This window comes from Christiangramia fulva (genome assembly GCF_003024155.1).
Taxonomy (GTDB): Bacteria; Bacteroidota; Bacteroidia; order Flavobacteriales; family Flavobacteriaceae; genus Christiangramia; species Christiangramia fulva.
In genome coordinates this window covers 4,344,892-4,361,819 of the sequence record NZ_CP028136.1, presented here as the reverse complement: position 1 = coordinate 4,361,819, position 16,928 = coordinate 4,344,892, and the positions used below count along the sequence as shown (strand labels likewise).

Annotated in this window: 23 protein-coding genes; all 23 read right to left on the bottom strand. The window is 41.1% G+C overall.

Translation table 11 applies throughout. The annotated features are described in order from the left end of the window. Positions 1–44: 44 nt before the first annotated feature. Positions 45–395, bottom strand: coding sequence for a hypothetical protein (locus C7S20_RS19400; protein WP_107014006.1), 351 nt, complete (start codon positions 393–395; stop codon positions 45–47). After that, a complete protein-coding gene (locus tag C7S20_RS19395) occupies positions 392–832 on the bottom strand; it encodes a hypothetical protein (protein WP_107014005.1) in 441 nt (146 codons plus the stop codon). Before C7S20_RS19395 ends, C7S20_RS19400 begins: the two co-directional genes overlap by 4 nt. Before the next feature lie 11 nt (positions 833–843). Then, on the bottom strand, positions 844–1,206 hold the full coding sequence (locus tag C7S20_RS19390; protein WP_107014004.1) for a hypothetical protein: 363 nt from the start codon (positions 1,204–1,206) through the stop codon (positions 844–846). Between the two features lie 3 nt (positions 1,207–1,209). Continuing rightward, positions 1,210–1,455 carry a hypothetical protein gene (locus tag C7S20_RS19385; protein WP_107014003.1) on the bottom strand — a complete coding sequence of 82 codons (246 nt, stop codon included), beginning with the start codon at positions 1,453–1,455 and terminating at the stop codon, positions 1,210–1,212. 109 nt (positions 1,456–1,564) lie between these two features. Then, complete coding sequence (locus C7S20_RS19380; RefSeq protein ID WP_159040001.1) at positions 1,565–2,038, bottom strand: hypothetical protein; 474 nt, start codon at positions 2,036–2,038, stop codon at positions 1,565–1,567. Between the two features lie 11 nt (positions 2,039–2,049). Further along, positions 2,050–3,534, bottom strand: a complete 1,485-nt coding sequence (dnaB, locus tag C7S20_RS19375; RefSeq protein WP_107014001.1) for a replicative DNA helicase — start codon at positions 3,532–3,534, stop codon at positions 2,050–2,052. Continuing rightward, complete coding sequence (locus tag C7S20_RS19370) at positions 3,531–4,268, bottom strand: hypothetical protein (protein WP_107014000.1); 738 nt, start codon at positions 4,266–4,268, stop codon at positions 3,531–3,533. The genes dnaB and C7S20_RS19370 overlap by 4 nt, the downstream gene beginning before the upstream one ends. 15 nt (positions 4,269–4,283) lie before the next feature. Continuing rightward, on the bottom strand, positions 4,284–5,993 hold the full coding sequence (locus C7S20_RS19365) for a DNA cytosine methyltransferase (protein ID WP_107013999.1): 1,710 nt from the start codon (positions 5,991–5,993) through the stop codon (positions 4,284–4,286). Next, positions 5,990–9,076 carry a DNA methyltransferase gene (locus C7S20_RS19360; protein WP_227009063.1) on the bottom strand — a complete coding sequence of 1,029 codons (3,087 nt, stop codon included), beginning with the start codon at positions 9,074–9,076 and terminating at the stop codon, positions 5,990–5,992. Before C7S20_RS19360 ends, C7S20_RS19365 begins: the two co-directional genes overlap by 4 nt. Continuing rightward, a complete protein-coding gene (locus C7S20_RS19350; RefSeq protein WP_107013998.1) occupies positions 9,076–9,840 on the bottom strand; it encodes a hypothetical protein in 765 nt (254 codons plus the stop codon). The genes C7S20_RS19360 and C7S20_RS19350 overlap by 1 nt, the downstream gene beginning before the upstream one ends. Continuing rightward, positions 9,840–10,280 (bottom strand): hypothetical protein, encoded by a 441-nt coding sequence (locus C7S20_RS19345; protein ID WP_107013997.1) that lies wholly within the window; start codon positions 10,278–10,280, stop codon positions 9,840–9,842. Before C7S20_RS19345 ends, C7S20_RS19350 begins: the two co-directional genes overlap by 1 nt. After that, positions 10,277–10,798 (bottom strand): hypothetical protein, encoded by a 522-nt coding sequence (locus tag C7S20_RS19340; RefSeq protein ID WP_107013996.1) that lies wholly within the window; start codon positions 10,796–10,798, stop codon positions 10,277–10,279. The genes C7S20_RS19345 and C7S20_RS19340 overlap by 4 nt, the downstream gene beginning before the upstream one ends. Further along, positions 10,795–11,070 (bottom strand): Lrp/AsnC family transcriptional regulator, encoded by a 276-nt coding sequence (locus C7S20_RS19335; RefSeq protein WP_107013995.1) that lies wholly within the window; start codon positions 11,068–11,070, stop codon positions 10,795–10,797. The genes C7S20_RS19340 and C7S20_RS19335 overlap by 4 nt, the downstream gene beginning before the upstream one ends. A 3-nt stretch (positions 11,071–11,073) precedes the next feature. Then, positions 11,074–11,571, bottom strand: coding sequence for a hypothetical protein (locus tag C7S20_RS19330; protein ID WP_159040000.1), 498 nt, complete (start codon positions 11,569–11,571; stop codon positions 11,074–11,076). Continuing rightward, entirely contained in the window at positions 11,568–12,008 is a 441-nt protein-coding gene (locus C7S20_RS19325) for a hypothetical protein (RefSeq protein ID WP_107013993.1), read from the bottom strand. Before C7S20_RS19325 ends, C7S20_RS19330 begins: the two co-directional genes overlap by 4 nt. A gap of 6 nt (positions 12,009–12,014) precedes the next feature. Then, on the bottom strand, positions 12,015–12,224 hold the full coding sequence (locus tag C7S20_RS19620) for a hypothetical protein (RefSeq protein WP_159039999.1): 210 nt from the start codon (positions 12,222–12,224) through the stop codon (positions 12,015–12,017). After that, positions 12,221–12,454: a hypothetical protein gene (locus C7S20_RS19320; protein WP_107013992.1), complete on the bottom strand. Its 234-nt coding sequence runs from the start codon at positions 12,452–12,454 to the stop codon at positions 12,221–12,223. Before C7S20_RS19320 ends, C7S20_RS19620 begins: the two co-directional genes overlap by 4 nt. Before the next feature lies 1 nt (position 12,455). Next, the gene (locus C7S20_RS19315; protein WP_107013991.1) at positions 12,456–13,178 is read right to left on the bottom strand and encodes an MBL fold metallo-hydrolase; all 723 of its coding nucleotides are present in this window, start codon (positions 13,176–13,178) and stop codon (positions 12,456–12,458) included. A 3-nt stretch (positions 13,179–13,181) separates the two neighbouring features. Next, positions 13,182–14,258 (bottom strand): recombinase family protein, encoded by a 1,077-nt coding sequence (locus C7S20_RS19310; RefSeq protein WP_107013990.1) that lies wholly within the window; start codon positions 14,256–14,258, stop codon positions 13,182–13,184. Next, positions 14,255–14,482, bottom strand: a complete 228-nt coding sequence (locus tag C7S20_RS19615; RefSeq protein ID WP_159039998.1) for a hypothetical protein — start codon at positions 14,480–14,482, stop codon at positions 14,255–14,257. The genes C7S20_RS19310 and C7S20_RS19615 overlap by 4 nt, the downstream gene beginning before the upstream one ends. After that, a complete protein-coding gene (locus tag C7S20_RS19305; RefSeq protein WP_107013989.1) occupies positions 14,445–14,690 on the bottom strand; it encodes a hypothetical protein in 246 nt (81 codons plus the stop codon). Before C7S20_RS19305 ends, C7S20_RS19615 begins: the two co-directional genes overlap by 38 nt. Continuing rightward, positions 14,687–14,908, bottom strand: coding sequence for a hypothetical protein (locus C7S20_RS19300; RefSeq protein ID WP_107013988.1), 222 nt, complete (start codon positions 14,906–14,908; stop codon positions 14,687–14,689). Before C7S20_RS19300 ends, C7S20_RS19305 begins: the two co-directional genes overlap by 4 nt. Next, complete coding sequence (locus tag C7S20_RS19295) at positions 14,908–16,902, bottom strand: ATP-binding protein (protein ID WP_107013987.1); 1,995 nt, start codon at positions 16,900–16,902, stop codon at positions 14,908–14,910. Before C7S20_RS19295 ends, C7S20_RS19300 begins: the two co-directional genes overlap by 1 nt. Between the last annotated feature and the right edge of the window lie 26 nt (positions 16,903–16,928).

The window sequence follows — 16,928 nt, the reverse complement described above, 5'->3', positions numbered from 1 at the left end:
TTAATAAAAATATGAAACTTATAGGTTCTTTTTTGAATATGAGATTATTTTTCTTTTACAATCAATTCAACTTCTTCAAATAAAAAAGATTCAGTTCCAAAATGATGCAATACATCGCAGGTCACACCTTCCTGATCTATACCGATAACAGGAAATGTTTCATTTGCAAATAAATTCTCCTGGCTTGTTATCTTGGCCTCCAGTTTATTATTCATAAATGATTGAAAAACTGTAAAAGAAATCTTAGTTTCTTCTTCATTTTCTTTATAAGATAATTCTGATTCAAATTCTAATAACAAATCTAATGCTTGGTAAAAATTGGTAATTCCAAAATTAGCCCAATCGATGTTTTTATCTCTTAAAAACTGCCTTGCTTTTTCTGTTATATTTTTCATTGGTGGTTGGTTTTAGGAGGGGTTAAACCTTCAATAATTTCTACCGTATAGTAAGAAGGCTCGTAAGGTTTAGCTTTTACAGTTTTTCCTATATTTTTTAATGCTATTTCTTGTTGTTCCAGCTTTATTGCAAAACCGTGTGATGCAGTTTTTAAACCGACATTTCCCCACATACCACCATTACGATGTTTAACTATCACGCCGGTTATGACAGAATCTTTTTGAAAAGGAGATTGGTCTAACCAAGTAGGTAATTTAACTTCTTCTACACTTATCCATTCTTCTTTAGGGGCTTGGAGGGCTTCGAGTTTACTCTCTAATTCATCACAATATTCTTCAAGTCTTTTGTGATATTCTCGTTCAACATCGGAGCCATAAGCAGCTTTATTTTGCTTTTTGAAATCTTCTAAAGTATTTTCTAAAGTTGGTCTATTCATCTTTATAGGTTTTAATTACATTTTTCAATTTTATAATAACCTCCGATTACTGCTTCATCGTAACTGTAATTGATAATAGGGTACGGGTCAAAAATTACGCTTCCGTTTTTCATAACAACAGCGTGTGATACACCTTTACTATGCCTTTTAAATTTCAAACTCACGATGTATTCATTATTATCAGCAGGTGGCGCTTCATCATTCACAAAATCAGGTATATACTTATGAATACCTAAATACATTACTAAAGAACTCCACCAATGATGCTCAAATAACATAAAATTAGGGACGTGGTGTAAATCCTTTTTTAATAAATAAGCTACACAGGTTTGGAGGCAATTTCCAAACTTCTCGTCAGTTAAAGTTTGTTTCATTCTTTATAGGTTTGATTGGTTAGATAAAATTACTGTATGCTCATATTCTTTAAATGCTACTGAGTTCCAGTATTTATCATCTCTACCTACTAATTCTGGATTTTTAGAATTTCTTAGGCAAACACCTTTAAAATTATGACCGTTTTCGTGCCAATATCCTGTCGCAAGTATTAACGTGTCATTGGTCTCATTATACATTAAAACAGGAAATTGTAAATTTCTTTCGTTTACTTTAATTTCTATTTTCATCTTATCTTCTTTAGAGGGTGGTGGGATTTGTTAATTGTTTTGCATCCATTCAAGGAAATCATCATCTTGTGATGTTTCACAATCACTATTATTTACTTCCTTCATTTCTTTACTTGTTATTGGTTAATTTATAAGCCACTCCAAAATAACCGGAGTGCACGATCTTATCATTCCAATCGCTGCGGAGTTTGCTTTCTCCACGCAGGTAGATAAAGAACCGGCTCCAGCGGTTAAAATGGTATTCAAGTTTTGCGTTGATGGCCAGTGACGGGTATAAATGCCACGGCCGTTGTATCATGCTTATCTGGAAGCCTGCCACCGGTACCATAATTTTCTCCGGTCGGGTCACGATATTCAAATTCATTCCATAGCTTTTGTAGTCTATAACCGGGAAGATCTCATAGAACGCATTCGCCTCAAAATGTCCGTTGCGATAGCCCAATTTCAGCATACCGTCGAAGGCCTGTTCGTTTACGGTGCCTCCAAAGATCGCATTTCGAGGGTCGATTTCAGTTCCCATCCACACAAAGCCTTGTGAGTATGATAATACCGGAAACAAAAGCAATAGAAGTAGTTTTTTCATAAGTCTTTTTTTTAAAATGGTACATCATTATCGGGATTATCATTTCCAAAGGCATCGTTGGGATTCATATTTGTGGGTGGGAGTGCGGGTTGAAATTCTTTTTCATCAAATTCTTCATCCAGATCAGAGAAAAGCGTGTATTTTGGAAGAAAACGCATTCTGTTTCTAACAAGTCCGCCATTCCTGTTTTTAGCAATAATATATTCGGCCTCCTGATGGGTGGGAGCATGTTCGTAATCATCCCAGTTCTCAATCCCGTAATATTCCGGTCGGTAAATAAATCCAACAACATCGGCATCCTGCTCTATAGCCCCTGACTCCCGAAGATCGGATAGTTGCGGACGTTTACTTCCGCCTCTGGTTTCAACAGCTCTCGAAAGTTGGGATAGTGCTATAACAGGAACATTCAGTTCTTTTGCCAGTAATTTTAATCCGCGGGATATTTCAGATATTTCGCGTTCCCGATTCTGGTTAAAACTTTTCGAAGGGCCATCCATCAGCTGCAGATAATCAACAATGATTAGTTTTAAATTCAGCTCCTTATGCATTTTTTTTGCCTTGGCTTTCAGGGTGTGAATATTTAAACTGGAGGTATCGTCGATATAAAACGGAACTTCCCCGATTTGGGACATCCTGGTATTTACCATTTGTTCTTCCTGATGCGTAAGGCCATCTTTTTGTAGTTTATCATTCTCAATCCTGCAATCCATAGATATGATCCTACTCATCAGTTGCGGGGCCGACATTTCCAAAGAGAAAAAGGCTACCGGTATTTTGTTCAGGGCAGTAATCCATCCTGTTTTAAGGGCAAAAGCTGTTTTTCCCATCCCTGGACGTGCCGCAAGAATGATAAGCTCTGAATTTCTCCAGCCTCCCATTCTTCGGGTAAGGTGTCTTACCGGGGTTTCAAGCCCGGGTTTTACTTCCTTTTTGAAAAGTTTTCGGGCATGAGATACGATTTCAACGGCCAGTTCTCTTACGCTTTGGGTTTTGGTTGGAACAATCAGGTTTGAAACCGTCCCTAAATGCTCATAGGCTTTTTCCAGAATGTCGAAAGTATCTTTAGATTTATCATAGGCATTTTCAATGATCGCATTTGAGTTTGAAATCATCTGTCGCTTGATATATTCCTGGAATACAATCCTTGCATGCCGTTGGATGTGTGCCGAACTGGAAACCTTTTGGGTAAGTTCAATGAGATAATAATCACCACCGACTTTGTCAAGACTTCCTTCCTTTTTCAACTCATCTGAAACAGTGAGAAGATCTACATCATCATCATTTTGATAAAGCTTTCGAATGATTTTAAAAATGGTTTTGTGCTTGGTTTTATAAAACATTTCCGGTTTCATAAAATCCATGATCTCGTCAAGGCCTTTTTTGTCGATCATTAAAGCCCCGAGGATCACTTCTTCCAAGTCAACGGCCTGTGGAGGAATTTTTCCTTTTACAAGGCTTACAGCATCGTTTTTTTTGTAGGTTATATTTTCGCTCATCCTATGGGAATATTTCTTGAAGGGTCTTCGGGTGCATGTATTTTTGGCTGGTTTTCTCTGGATTTCTGCTCATTTTCAATCCACGTATTCACATAGCCTTTGAAACGCGGGAATAATTCTTCCGCCTCAAACTTGATCTCATTTCGGGCCAGTTCCAGTTCAATTTTGTTTTCGAAATTCTCCAGCAGTTTTTTCCAGTCTGGTACCAACTTCTTTTTTTGCATTTCAAAAGCCTGTAATGATGTTGGTTTTTCTTTTTGGATCAGATCATAAGCAGAATATTTTGAAAAATTTTGCTCGCGCGTATTCTCTATTTCTTTTATTTCTTTATATTCTTTACTTTCTTTAGTTGTTGTCGCTTGCCTGTCATTTGTCTGCCATTTGTCTGCCCGTTTGATTGCATTTTGTTTGTCAGCCTTTTCAATATCCCCCTGAAGTTTTTCCCATTTTACAAGGCTTACAACCTGATATTTGTTTGTCACGTTCCTTGTCACCTCGCCTGACGCTTCAAGTTTATCCATTGCCGAACGTGCTTGCCGCACTGTGAGGCCTGTTCCTTTAGATAAAGTGGACCAGCTGAGAACCATAGAACCAGCTTTTATCTCTTCGCCACGCCATTTTTTATCTACATAATTCACCGAGATCAATAAATGAATGAGAAGCCTGGTCGCGTTGATATCTTCGTACCATTCCCATTCTAAAAGTGATCTGTGAAGTTTTATCCATCCAGTCATAAATTCCGAGGGGTTTTAAGCTGCTAATTGTTGTTTTTCGTAATAAACTTCCAAAGCTTCATGATGAGCTTCGAAAAGTGCTTTTGCAGTAGTTACTTCTACAGAATTCCCAATGAATTTCTTCTGATCTGTCTTAGTACCTACCAATTGATATCCTTCAGGGAAACCCTGAATTCGCATGAGTTCTTCTACTTCCAGCATTCGCATTTTGATATCTACGATGCCGTAATAAGCCATGAACAATTTTATCTTGATCATGGTCTCGCAATCTTCATCATAAACTGGAATGATAAATCCAGATCCTGACTCACAGGAAATCAAACCAAGCGGCTTTTTATCCTGCCTCGCAATTACCGTTGGAGCTGGTTTATTTACAGGATTACCAGGATTTTTAAATTGGGGATTCATCAGGTAGTGATGTTTCCTACTAGCTAAAACAGTCGGTGCGGGTTCATCAATCGATTTGCCTTTATTGTTAAAACTGGTATCCATTAACCATGGCTCCTTTTCTGCGTTTACGAATGCGTACTTTGGATTTTGAGTAATAGATCCTAATGGCTGATCTAATCCTGAAGGTTTGGAGTTACCGAACTGCTGATCTATAAAATGAGTTGATATTTTACCAAACCGATCTTTTGTTGAGACCGTTGGGCATGGTTCCTCAGTAGAATGAGAATTACCATTACCGTAATAGCTTTGTAGAAAATCAGTGTTTATGATTCCAAGTCGACCCTGAGTTGATACAGTTGGAGAAGGATTTTCCATTGATGGTGGTTTGTAGTGACCATTCCTGTTTTTTGAATTATACTTCAAAAGAAAATCGCATTTTACAACACTTTGGCCGTCTATGGTAGTGATCGTTCCGGCAGGGCCATTTATACTAATCACTTTCCCGGCCGGTCTGCCTGAATAATATTTCTTTATAAAGGAATCATCACCGTTGGCCACAAACTTCACAAGCCCGGCATAGATACGCTTCAGCGTATTTTCAACTAAAGGCTTTTTCCGGTTAAAAATAGATTTGCCTTCATGCTCCAGATTAAGAACTTCCTTAACAGGTTTCCATGGCTTTAGGTTTTGGAACAGTCCCTGCTCTTTCTTTATTTTCTTGGCATGAGTTTGTTCTGGCCATGATATAGGAAGGTGCTTTTTCGCGAATTGTGCGAAATACCTGGTTCGTGAAGTGTAAGCCCCATAATTTGCAGAATTCAATTCCTTCCAATCGAATTTATATCCGTAAGATCGAACCTGATCTACCCATTTTAAATAATCCTTACCGCGTTTTCTGGATAGAGGTTTTCCTTTTTCATCAAGAGGACCCCAGCACATAAATTCAATCACATTTTCAATCATTAAGTAATCAGGATCTACTGCATCCAGATACATAAATAAATGTTCTGCAAGGGTTCGGCTATCGGCATCCCTTGGCTGGCCACCTTTAGCCTTTGAGAAATTCGTGCATTCCAGACTTGCCCAAATTGTAATGATACAACCGGGATATAATTTCCGGAGGGCATTCACACGAAGCTTTAACCAGAATAAAACCTCCGGGTTTCGGATGTCTTCGGTCAAATGCTTTGCATTGGGATGATTTAACCGGTGGCTTTCAATAGCATTAAGATCATGGTTGACACATAAAACAACCTTGCTACTTCCGTTTGCTAAATGGATTCCAGCTGAAGTTCCGCCAGCTCCACAGAATAGGTCTATTACAAACTCTCTCATCCCTCCACCTTTTCATTTTCCAATACATCAAAAAGCGTGGGCATTTCCATTTTCTCTTCAGCGGCTTTGCAATAGGAAACCCCATCCAGGAAATAGTTATTGGCCAGTTCTATACCGTAGCCTATACGACCCTTTAAAACAGATCGATAGGGCACCGTTCCGATTCCTGAGAAATAATCCAGTACCACATCCCCGGGATTGCTCATTTGCTCGATCACACGGTCTACGATATCAAACTGCAACGGACATAAATGCATTTCTTTTCCCTTGCTCCACTGGGAGCTGTTCAGGGTAAGCATACGGGTGATATCACTCCATACATCCTCATGCCAGCTTTGCGGCTGTAAGAGCATAAAGGAAGTGGGAAGTTTTCCGGTAGCGTCAAGGGTTTCCCCGATCTTTACATGATGCTCGAAATCATATACTTTTTCCAAAGAAAAGCGTTTGAATTCCTTAAAGATCTTGTCGTGATCGAGCTTGGCCAGTTCTTCTGGTTTTAAACAGCGGTTGCCTGAAGATCTTGTAAAGCCGTGCGCATCTACCTGCCAGCGGGAACGGGAATAATATTTTGTTGGAATCTTATCTGATAGATTCCCTTTTTTACAATTAGGACAATAGTAAACTGGCTCCGGTTCTTGATCAAAATCAAACTCCCATTTTTCAAACGGTGTTCTTTCAAAGCACTCAGGACATTCAGCAATTTCAATTTTATCTTTTATTACCGGTACATCGGCATAACCCTTGGAGCTGTCGGTCTGCGGTTTTCTGAATAACAAAAGATACTCCGGCATTCCAACACCCATTTTGGTTCCGTCTTTACATTGCTCGGTCCATCCCAGGCGATAGGTCTGGTTGTTTTCCCGTACCACATCAGTAACAATGGTTTTCATGCCCATGTATGCAAAACCGTGCTTTGTGAAGTGGTCAATGCAATCTTTGTGGAACGGGTAAACAGTTTGAAAGCCGAGCCCGTTGAGTCCGCCGGGAACGATACGATCTTTCACGTGAATGGCCGCGATCCTTCCGGGCATCAATACCCTGAAAACTTCAGGCGTTGCGTAATCCATTTGCTGGAAGAACTCCTGCACATTCTCACTATGGCCGTAATCGGCATAATTAGGCGTGTATTCGTATTGCGTGGCAAAAGGAATGGAGGTATGAACGAGTCCTACCGAATTGCTTTTCAGGCGTGGCAGTTCGTCTACATTGTCGTTATTGACCATAGTATAACGTTTGCCTTTGACCTCGATGCGCTCGACTCCCATCTTACGCTCCAGCACTTTTGCCATATCCTGGTGGGACAGGCCGTATTTCTTAATAATTTCCGTCATCTTTTGAATCATTTTTTTATGCTGTCTCCATTTGCGCTCCAAATCCTTGCGGATCTTCCTTTCGGCTTCGGTATAGATCAGATCGATACGCACCCCGTTAGGGTCGGGTTGTCCGAACCGCTGAAGCCTGTGAACACTTTGAATCCAGTCATTGAATTTGTAACCAATACCTAAGTAGATAGCCCAGGAACAATAGCGCTGCAGGTTGCAACCCGAACCAGCAATAACCGGCTTAGTGGATAACTCCTGTATTTCCCCGTCAGAAAAGGCCCTGATAGATTCTTCGCGGTCTTCGAGTTTCTGACTGCCATAGACACTCACCGATTCAGGAATGGCCTTTTTAATGGCTTTTCTTTCGGCTTCCAGATCATGCCATATAATGCGATGGGACCCGGGATTTTCTTCGCGTAGTTCCAGTAATTTCTGAATACGGCTATCAAGGCTTTCCCGTTTTTCCCTGGCAGCTTCGGCAAGACTGAAAGCGGCATTTTTAAACATTCTGAAAGTGCCGTCTTTCTCTATCCCGGCTTTACTGTGATCGGTGGGTATTTCGTGCCAGTTCACCTGCAGCGGTGGCAGGATGTAATCTTTATCGTCTTCGGGATTCCCGGTAATATCGGAAGGTTTATTGACGAAAATGGCCCAGGACGCCACCCATAGCCAGAACTCTTCTTCTTTATGCGCGTGAATGGTAAGCTTATCGGCTTTGGTGGAATCTCTTTTAAAGAACCTTGTCTTGGCCTGTGAAACATCCATCACACCTAAGAAATCGGCATAGGCAAGCAATTCTATATAATCGTTAGGGGAAGGGGTGGCCGTTGCGACAAATCGGTATTTTACGCTTTCAGCCCCGCGGCGGTTTCCAAGGGGACCGGCATCCCCTGTGAAGATCTTCATAAACTCCCGGAAGGTCTTTGTAGAACCGAGTCCGCGTAATACCGAAGCCTCGTCCAAAGACGCTACATTGAAAACGGTAGGATCTAGTTTGCCGTCACGAATAGATACATAGTTGGTGAGATAAATACCTTCACCGTCCATTTCGGAATTCCTTCTACCAAGGGGACCGGCATCCCCTGTGAAGATCTTCATAAACTCCCGGAAGGTCTTTGTAGAACCGAGTCCGCGTAATACCGAAGCCTCGTCCAAAGACGCTACATTGAAAACGGTAGGATCTAGTTTGCCGTCACGAATAGATACATAGTTGGTGAGATAAATACCTTCACCGTCCATTTCGGAATTCCTTCTACCAAGGGGACCGGCATCCCCTGTGAAGATCTTCATAAACTCCCGGAAGGTCTTTGTAGAACCGAGTCCGCGTAATACCGAAGCCTCGTCCAAAGACGCTACATTGAAAACGGTAGGATCTAGTTTGCCGTCACGAATAGATACATAGTTGGTGAGATAAATACCTTCACCGTCCATTTCGGAATTCCTTCTAATGAATTTAGGAGCCTGCTTCCAGCCAAGCCGTTCAATGGCATCTTTTTTAAATTCTGCTAGTACGGTAAGCGGACAAACAATAAGGCCGGAACCGCCGGTACGTTCCAGAACCAAACGAACCGCCTCCAGTTGGGTTACTGTTTTGTGTAACCCGAAGGAAGCAAAGCAGGCGCGTTTGCCACCTTCAACCAACCATTTCACCATGAGCCTGTTGTGAGGCTTTAATCGGGGGCTGATGTCGCTAAGTTCAACCGGAAAACCGGCGGGCCGGGACAGCCTTATTTTGTTTTTAAGGAATTCCGTATAGTTCATTACGCGGTTTTCGATTTGAGGCTTTCAAAATATTCCTGTGAGAATTTGTAGTCAACAATCCCTGAGCAGGTAATTGTTTTTGCAGAAATAATAGTGACATCAAAAGATTCTCTTCGATTCTCTTCTTTCGCTTTTTTCGCGATGTATTCTACAATTGCCCGCTTAGCAGTTTCGGCATCATGTGATTTCAGGATATAAGAAGATTCGTAAGGTTCCTGATATTCAAAATCTACTTCAAGTTCTATTTTATAGAAATCAAGCTCTTCCTCATCTTCCTCTACAACAATAAGGTTGCTGTAATCCAGTTCTTTTAAAGTGTGAAGTTGGAAGCCACCGGGAAGATCCTGTTCTAAAAAGTCAGTAGCAATATCAAAAGCCATACTCAAGGAACTGGCATAGAGCAGGTAGGTAAACTTTTTATTATTGAATTTTGCGGTAGCCTGCCAAACAGAAGTAAATCCTCCTGAAAGAAAACCAATACGCTTCTGGTTACTTACTTTCACTTCTTTAACTTCATTGGTTTGAAGGTGAAAGTTTATTTCTGAAAGTACATCGCTTGTAATAAAAGTGCCTTTATCGTAAATGATCTCATTCCTGTCAAGGCTGACCACATCACCATTGTCTTCATCGATAAAATCTTTGATCCAGGTTCTTAATAGCCTTTCAGCTAAATATTTTCCTTTCATTTTGTCGAGATCGGCAGTGGTGATAATCTCTTCTTGAAACCTGGTTTGCACCGTCGGGATTTCTTCTACTTTTTTCATTAGATATAAATTTTAGATTCGTGTTTACTCAGTTCGTTTTCGTAGTGTTGTAATTGGGCATGCTCTTCAGGAGAAGCCAGGTAAAACCCAAGGTCATTGGAGAAATTTCGAAACCTCTCGATACAAATGGTCAATTCTCCTTTATCCAGATCAGCGGTACTTCGCCATTTATCTACTTTGGTCCCGTAGTATTCTTTATCGCCCTCATAAAAGGTGTCCGGGTTCACCACTTTTTTAAATATGTCCTGCTTTACTTCTTCGAGGGTATACCCGAAATGAAGTCCGAACATCCCCAGTAAGAGGTGCAGGTAACGGTTTTGCTTCATGGTTCGCTTTGGCTTTTTATCGATAATGGCGATGCGCTTTTCGTTCTTTACGAGGTATTCAAAGCGCTCGATAGCCTGCTCCCGCTGGATGGGTATTTTGGTGTTGAAGATCATAGGATTAATATTTCAGATTCATTATTCCTATTGATGTAAGCGAAGACCTCTGACTTATTTATTTTATTATTCAAAACCATGTTTTTCTGAAAGTCTTTGGCATATTTACATGCATAATCGTAATCCAAAGTCCAGCTTATACCACCATCTTGAGGACTATTACAGGCTCTATAGACATCCATTTGATCTGGTAAACTCCTTAAAAATTCATGCTCTTCAGGAGTTGAGAAATAGTGCCGATTGGGTTTATTGGATTTCATCAAGGAACTAAAAAACTGGGCATTTTCAACGGTACCACAAATGATCCATACAGACCTGAGTAGCTCCCAGTACCGGTAAGAAGAAAGTTTGTCGATGTTCTGCAGAAAGATCTTCAGTACTTTTTCGGCATCCCTTTCAACATCCCACGCGCGAATAAGCTGTATACTGATCTTATTATCACGTTTTTTTACTTTATCCTTTAAATCAGGATAGCGGCGGGTCATAGGTACCATCTCATTGTTCTTGTAGAAATTCATAATAGGCTAAGCTGTTTAGATTCATTAATGGCCCATACGGTGACCTTACGGTTAGATTCAGGGCATACTTTAATTCCAACCTCCACGATATACCCGAGTTCTTTCATTTCGCTAAGGCGTTTCCATACCTGGGCTTCTTTAAGGCCGCCGGCATGTGCCATGTCTCTAAAGCTTCCTTTCCCGATCACTCTCAGGGTTTGAAGGATATTCTTGTGCATTCTGGACTTTTTGTCCTTAACAAATTCGTGTGCTTCGATAGAGGTGGTTTTCATGGTTTAATATTTTAAATCGGTCCAGTGAATGAGTTTCCCTTTCCAGTTTCCCTGAAACCAGTGCATAAAACTGAATACATCAGGAAAGCCGTCGTTGATTGCCAGCCGGCTCAACTCTACGGTGGAAAGTCTTTTGCCGTCAATCATGGCATACTCCCAGTCTTTTAATTCCACTTTTTGAGTAGCGATACAGGGCACGGTAGGTACAAACTGAAAGCGATTGGGCTGACGGTTATTGATGACCATGTGAATCTTTTTGCCCGCTTTCCATCGGTCAGATGCATCCATGCGCATGGTGTGTTTTTTGGGCTTTAGATCACCAGCTTTATAGTTCCACTGGTAACAGGCATTTTCCAAGCCTTGGGTAACTTCCATGGTGAAGTGCTGATTCATGAATACCCCGCCAAAAGACTTCCAGATCTTCTCTACAAAATGATTAGGCTTGCCTGAGATCACATCAGGCATATCTTTGGGCCAGTGGGTTGAAAAGGATAGGGTCATTGTATTCTCTTTTCAGTTCGTAATTGAGCGTTCACATCATCCCAACTGGTAAAGCAATGATTGTTGCAATTTTGATGATGTGTTTTCATAAATGCCTCTAATTGAAATACTCCAAAATGATTAGGCTTCTTTTCTGCTTCGGTAATCCAGTACATAGGAGTTTCCATTTCGAACAGAACTGAACCCGACGGATCAAGCGGCACATGGTTATGTTTGGATATTTCCTTAAACATGGCTTTCATCCGCTGCTTATCCTTTTTAGGAATTCGAGAATCCTTCATCATTTTTTTATGATTTCGCTCCTGAGTTTTTCTACCAAGTTCTCTGGCTTCTTCCAGATCAGATTCTAAGTGAGTCCACCACAGCGTTTGAGCAGAATAGAAAATCATTGTAGACCGGCCTTCCTGAATATCTTTCTTTACTTGTTCTAAATCCATATCTTCTTAATTAGGCACGGCGTAACCGTAGATTTTTACTTTTTCATCGTTTCCTTTTACCGACTGGCAAAGCAGGTCATAGACATAAGAGCCTTTTTGCCTGGCGTGATCTTCCGCCTCTTTACGCTCTTTAAAAGCAGCGGTTTTTCCTTCTTTAATGTTATTGGTCACATTCACCATCGACTGGGTGAAAAATTGAAAACTGTCTGTTATCATAGTTTTTCTCTTTTTTGATATTCTTCTTTATCAATTAAAACCAGTACTGCCATACACTTATCATTCATGATATCGTGTAATGCTGATTCTTCTGTTCCCATTGTGATATGGGCACCTTGTTTGGTTTTTACACCCGAAACGAAATGAGGACTGATCGAAACTAATTGAGTTCCATTTTCAGTATCGTACTGATTCATTTCGTCTAATATTTGAAAAGCTCTTTTACTCATCTTAAAAAGGTGTTTTATTAAATTCTAATTCCATTCCGTTATTGGCCACACTTACATTTTTACCGGTGGCTCTATGGACGGTTTCTTTAAAAATCCGCTCATCGCTGTTACTGTCTGATAAATGAATGAGCACGATGTTATTGACCTTAGAGAGGTCATTGGCCTGCAGCATTTCTACAGCCGTCTCAAGGCTCATGTGTGACTGGTAGATCCTGTTTTTAAGGAATTCCATTTCAGATAGTTTTTCTTTGATGATCGCCTTGGAAAAGTTGGTCTCAATAAGGATGTTATTGAGGTTCCTGAAAGTGTACGGACAGTAAAAGGTGTCAGTCAAAAACAACACTTTACCACATTCGGGATGCTGAATAAGGTAACCCACCGGGTCTTTTGCATCGTGCTTCACATCGAAGGCCATGATCTTAAAGCCTCCCACGAAAAAGGTATTATGAGCAACTACTTCTTTTGCACGATTGCTTTTGAAGGAGCCAAAGGTACCGGCCGTGGCATAGACATTAACACCTAGCCTGGTGAGATCTTCTATGCATTCGGCGTGATCTTTATGCTCATGGGTTACCAATACAGCACTGAGCTTTGAGAAATCAAAGTGTAGGGCCTTTTTGATCTCCCGAATGTTAACCCCGCACTCAATCATCAGCGTTTCTTTTTCGCCTTGCAGGAGATAACAATTCCCTTTACTGCCCGTTGCTACAACTTTCAGTTTCATTTATTAAAAATCAGGTTCAGCCTTAGCCTTTTTATTTTCTTCCTCAGCGATGGCTTCCTCGTGGAGTCGTTCCATTTCGGCATCATCATTTTCAGATGATCTTTCCTGAGAAGCTTCTTTTACTTCCTCGTAATCCACATCGTCGAAATCAATTTCCTTTTTATTAGCGCTTTCGGTGATCTGGTCTTTTACCAGTCGCTCTACGCCCTGGGTCTCATTCTCGATCACTTTCATGATGAAGTCATCGATCTTCTGGCTATCGATAGGAATGGAGTTCCAGCAATGTCTTTTCAGAGTTTTCAAAAACATTTCTTCTTCCCAGCCTTCGACCTGCTTTTTGCCTTTTTTGACATTCTTGCCTTTAGCCTGGTCGTACTCCCAGTTATCTTTTTCACCGCCCCAAAACTCAGCGGCTGCATATTCCGGCCTGCGTTTCTCGATCTGGTGACGGTTCATGACTACCAGCTTGTTTTTCTCCGGATTGTCGTTATAGATCATGTAGTAAAAACCACCTTCCAGTTCGCCGCGGTCAAAGTCATTGGTGATCTCAAATTCATAAGACTCTACTTTATTGTTGAGATTCTTCTTCAGCGATTTGAAATGGTCGGTTGAATACTTCAATTCAAAAATGACGGTATCGGGTGCATCAAAACCATATTTCTTGGCTTTCAGTTCCAGTCCGTTATAACCTTCGATAAAAGTGATATCGAATTGATTGGTCTTACTGTTCTTGTAAGGGATGGGGTGAATATGGTTGTTTTGCAAAGGGTCTAAACCGATGCTGGAATAAGCAACCACATCCTGAGCAAGCTTGTTCATATTGATATTCGCCCAGGAATATTCAAGCGGGTCCCTGTAATTCTCAGATTTCGCAAGTCTTTTCACCTCGCTGTCTTTCAGCACTCCATCGATCTTGATGAAATAGTTCTGAATAAGTTTCTTTTGCCTGTTGGTAAGCTGGACATTTTCTTCGCCCATCTTTGGCATTTCACGCTGAACGGCCATGGTAAACCTTTCGCTATGCGAAGGCTGCTGTTTGGCCAGCTCATTCTTCTTTTTTTCTTCGGTTTTTGTATTCATGATTTTGTATTTATGATTAAATCTTCTTTTAAACAGGTTCCGGCAATTGGGTTCATAGGCCTCCCGAAGGTTAATTGCTTCAGATAGATCTTACCGGTTTTTCCTACCTGTTCCAGTTCGTCCGGATCCAGTTCAAAGCAAAAGGTCATACTGCCTTCTTCTTTATTGTAATAGGCTGGAAGTGTTTCATACTCCGGCTGGTTCTCGGCGATCCGAACGTTCACTTATGGAAATTCTATTGATTTCATTCTCTTCTTTTTTAGGTTCTTCAAATAATTCTTCTTCGAAAGGGGATACTTTGAAATAGATCTCCTGGTGAGAGGCTTTAAAGAAGTGCAACATGCGCCTGTCTTTAAGCTCGCTGGCAAACGTGGTCTTTCTTCGTTTTAAGACCTTTTCGCCTTCCCGTAATTCGAGGTAGTAGTGGTTCATGACTCACGCTCTTTTAACATGGCATCAGCCACTATGTAAGATTGTTTTGCAAGTATTTCAGTTGCATTAGTATTACCTACCATTATCGGTTGGTCAATAAGCGCCTGCATAGCCTTAGCAGCGAAATAATCTCTTAAGGTCATTCCATCTTGACAGAAAGTTTCTCCATCTGTTACAGGGAACGCAAAAGGGTTTTTTGTTTTTTCATCTTTTCCCATTACGCAACATTTTCAAGTTCTACAGACTCCACTCTCAGTTTTTCATCTTTGCGGCTTACGATCAGGTTAATGATCTGGCTATCCGTATCGATCAGATTGATCACGCTCTCGCGGTTATCAATAAAAATAGGTGCATTTACACGGTAGAATTTGCATAGGGAGTTGATAATATCAAGTCCTGCATTCACACGGCTGGCCGTATTCGCATTGGAGAAAGGCACCCCGTCTATCAAAGCCTCGCATACTTCCTGAATACCACCATTAATTTGCTGGTCAAACATTTTGAAGTTCACGAACTTGAAATTGGCATTGATCTTACGCTCCAGGGTTTCGATCTTCAGTTTCACAAAGCTTTCGGCCTCAAACTCTTTCTGCTCGACTTCCAGCAGCTGCTTGGAAAGATTGGTTTCCTGCTCTTCCAGTTCTTTAATGCGGTTGTTAGCCGACTCGATAGCCGATTTATGGCTGAGCTTTTCTTTGATCTCGTCTAATTCATTTTTAAGTGAATTTTTCTTTTGCTTCAGCTCTGCAGTGTCAACTGTTTCCTCTTTAGGTTCCTCGGCTTCCAGTGCCTTGATTTCCGCAACCAGTTTTTGATAGCCTTCATGCTTCTGAAGTTCAGCTTCCAGGTCAAAAGAATTCGCATTCTCCTTTAACTCAGCGATACGCTTTTCTTCTTTTTCGATATTGGTTTTGATCACACCGATCTCGGCCTTGATATCTTCTTCAAATTCCTCACTTTGCTGAAGCAGTTTCTCATTTTCTTCATACTGCTTTTTCAAAGCCTTTCCAGATTCATTGATCGCTTCGAGTTTTTGCTGTTTGTTATTGAAGAAATTCTCCTTCATTTCAGCTTTTTTCTGCTCGATATCCTCAGCTTCAAAGGCACGCTGACAGGTAGGACATTTGAATTCCTCTTCATTTAAAACCAGTTCCTTTTCATTCAGCTCATGCCACCGGTTGCGAAGATCCTCTCTTTCAGAAGCGATGCTTTTCTGCTTTTGCAGAAGGTTATCCATACCCGAGCGATTCTCTTTCAAATCGATCTCTTTGAATTTTAAGCGGGTAGTAAGCCGGTCGAGTTCTGTAGTATCAATGGTATTTTGATTCTTCAGGTTGCGCTCGATATCAGACTTTAAATTTTCTGCTTCAGATTTCTTCTGGTGAACTTTACGTACATGCTCATTCTTCCTTTCAAAATAAGCTTCCAGCACTTTTGATTTATCTTCGATCTGGTCTTCGATCTTTTTGATCTCAAATTCTTTCGAGGCTTTATCCTTTTCCAGCTGCTCAAAGTCCAGCGGTTCGGGTTTGCTTTTCTCTACTTCATCGATACGGGTAGGGATCATTTTAAGATCATCCCTTAATTTCTTTCTCCTGGCGGCCATTTCCCGGCGATGCTCTTCTAAAGATTTGGTATTGAGCGTTTCGGCCAGCGAAGCATATTCGGGATGCTCGGCGGCAATATCTTCATCCTGCACATCCCCGCACATTTCAATAAGCACCTGGCGGCGATCCTGCCATTTGAGCCCGTCAAAAGCCATGGGATTGGTAATGAGCTTAAAAACGCCTTCATCCATGATCTCCTGAATCTTCTTGGAATATTCCCCGGCCTGCATGGGTACATCGTTCCAGTAAAAAAGGGTTTCATTTCCGTTGAAAACAGCTTCCGCCTGTCCGCGGGGTTTGTTCCATTTCTCCCGCAATACACGGCGAAGCGTGACCGGTTTATCATTGATAAGCAGAAGGCCTTCCACCTCGTGCTCGATCTTTGGGATCACATTGTTATACTTATCGAGGGTTTTAATCTCGAAAGTGGTCCGCCCCTGGCTGTCTTTTCCAAAAAGGAGCCAGTTCCAGGCATCTTCAATGGTAGATTTACCGGTACCATTTTTCCCGTAAATGTTCGTAGTGCCCTCAAATTCCAGTGTAAGACTGCGAATGCCCTTGAAATTAAGAAGGCGTAGCTGCTGTAAAATGATTGTTTTTTTCATTATTTTTGACTTTAGTATTTATGATT

Excerpts from the sequence above, each read along its gene's own strand:
- C7S20_RS19365 (WP_107013999.1), bottom strand. The coding sequence starts at position 5,993 with ATGAGAGAGTTTGTAATAGACCTATTCTGTGGAGCTGGCGGAACTTCA.
- C7S20_RS19390 (WP_107014004.1), bottom strand. The coding sequence starts at position 1,206 with ATGAAACAAACTTTAACTGACGAGAAGTTTGGAAATTGCCTCCAAACC.
- C7S20_RS19295 (WP_107013987.1), bottom strand. The coding sequence starts at position 16,902 with ATGAAAAAAACAATCATTTTACAGCAGCTACGCCTTCTTAATTTCAAG.
- C7S20_RS19310 (WP_107013990.1), bottom strand. The coding sequence starts at position 14,258 with ATGAATACAAAAACCGAAGAAAAAAAGAAGAATGAGCTGGCCAAACAG.
- C7S20_RS19380 (WP_159040001.1), bottom strand. The coding sequence starts at position 2,038 with ATGAAAAAACTACTTCTATTGCTTTTGTTTCCGGTATTATCATACTCA.
- C7S20_RS19330 (WP_159040000.1), bottom strand. The coding sequence starts at position 11,571 with ATGACCCTATCCTTTTCAACCCACTGGCCCAAAGATATGCCTGATGTG.
- C7S20_RS19300 (WP_107013988.1), bottom strand. The coding sequence starts at position 14,908 with ATGGGAAAAGATGAAAAAACAAAAAACCCTTTTGCGTTCCCTGTAACA.
- C7S20_RS19385 (WP_107014003.1), bottom strand. The coding sequence starts at position 1,455 with ATGAAAATAGAAATTAAAGTAAACGAAAGAAATTTACAATTTCCTGTT.
- C7S20_RS19305 (WP_107013989.1), bottom strand. The coding sequence starts at position 14,690 with ATGAACCACTACTACCTCGAATTACGGGAAGGCGAAAAGGTCTTAAAA.
- C7S20_RS19345 (WP_107013997.1), bottom strand. The coding sequence starts at position 10,280 with ATGATCTTCAACACCAAAATACCCATCCAGCGGGAGCAGGCTATCGAG.
- C7S20_RS19620 (WP_159039999.1), bottom strand. The coding sequence starts at position 12,224 with ATGATAACAGACAGTTTTCAATTTTTCACCCAGTCGATGGTGAATGTG.
- C7S20_RS19350 (WP_107013998.1), bottom strand. The coding sequence starts at position 9,840 with ATGAAAAAAGTAGAAGAAATCCCGACGGTGCAAACCAGGTTTCAAGAA.
- C7S20_RS19340 (WP_107013996.1), bottom strand. The coding sequence starts at position 10,798 with ATGAATTTCTACAAGAACAATGAGATGGTACCTATGACCCGCCGCTAT.
- C7S20_RS19395 (WP_107014005.1), bottom strand. The coding sequence starts at position 832 with ATGAATAGACCAACTTTAGAAAATACTTTAGAAGATTTCAAAAAGCAA.
- dnaB (WP_107014001.1), bottom strand. The coding sequence starts at position 3,534 with ATGAGCGAAAATATAACCTACAAAAAAAACGATGCTGTAAGCCTTGTA.
- C7S20_RS19315 (WP_107013991.1), bottom strand. The coding sequence starts at position 13,178 with ATGAAACTGAAAGTTGTAGCAACGGGCAGTAAAGGGAATTGTTATCTC.
- C7S20_RS19370 (WP_107014000.1), bottom strand. The coding sequence starts at position 4,268 with ATGACTGGATGGATAAAACTTCACAGATCACTTTTAGAATGGGAATGG.
- C7S20_RS19325 (WP_107013993.1), bottom strand. The coding sequence starts at position 12,008 with ATGGATTTAGAACAAGTAAAGAAAGATATTCAGGAAGGCCGGTCTACA.
- C7S20_RS19360 (WP_227009063.1), bottom strand. The coding sequence starts at position 9,076 with ATGAACTATACGGAATTCCTTAAAAACAAAATAAGGCTGTCCCGGCCC.
- C7S20_RS19335 (WP_107013995.1), bottom strand. The coding sequence starts at position 11,070 with ATGAAAACCACCTCTATCGAAGCACACGAATTTGTTAAGGACAAAAAG.
- C7S20_RS19320 (WP_107013992.1), bottom strand. The coding sequence starts at position 12,454 with ATGAGTAAAAGAGCTTTTCAAATATTAGACGAAATGAATCAGTACGAT.
- C7S20_RS19400 (WP_107014006.1), bottom strand. The coding sequence starts at position 395 with ATGAAAAATATAACAGAAAAAGCAAGGCAGTTTTTAAGAGATAAAAAC.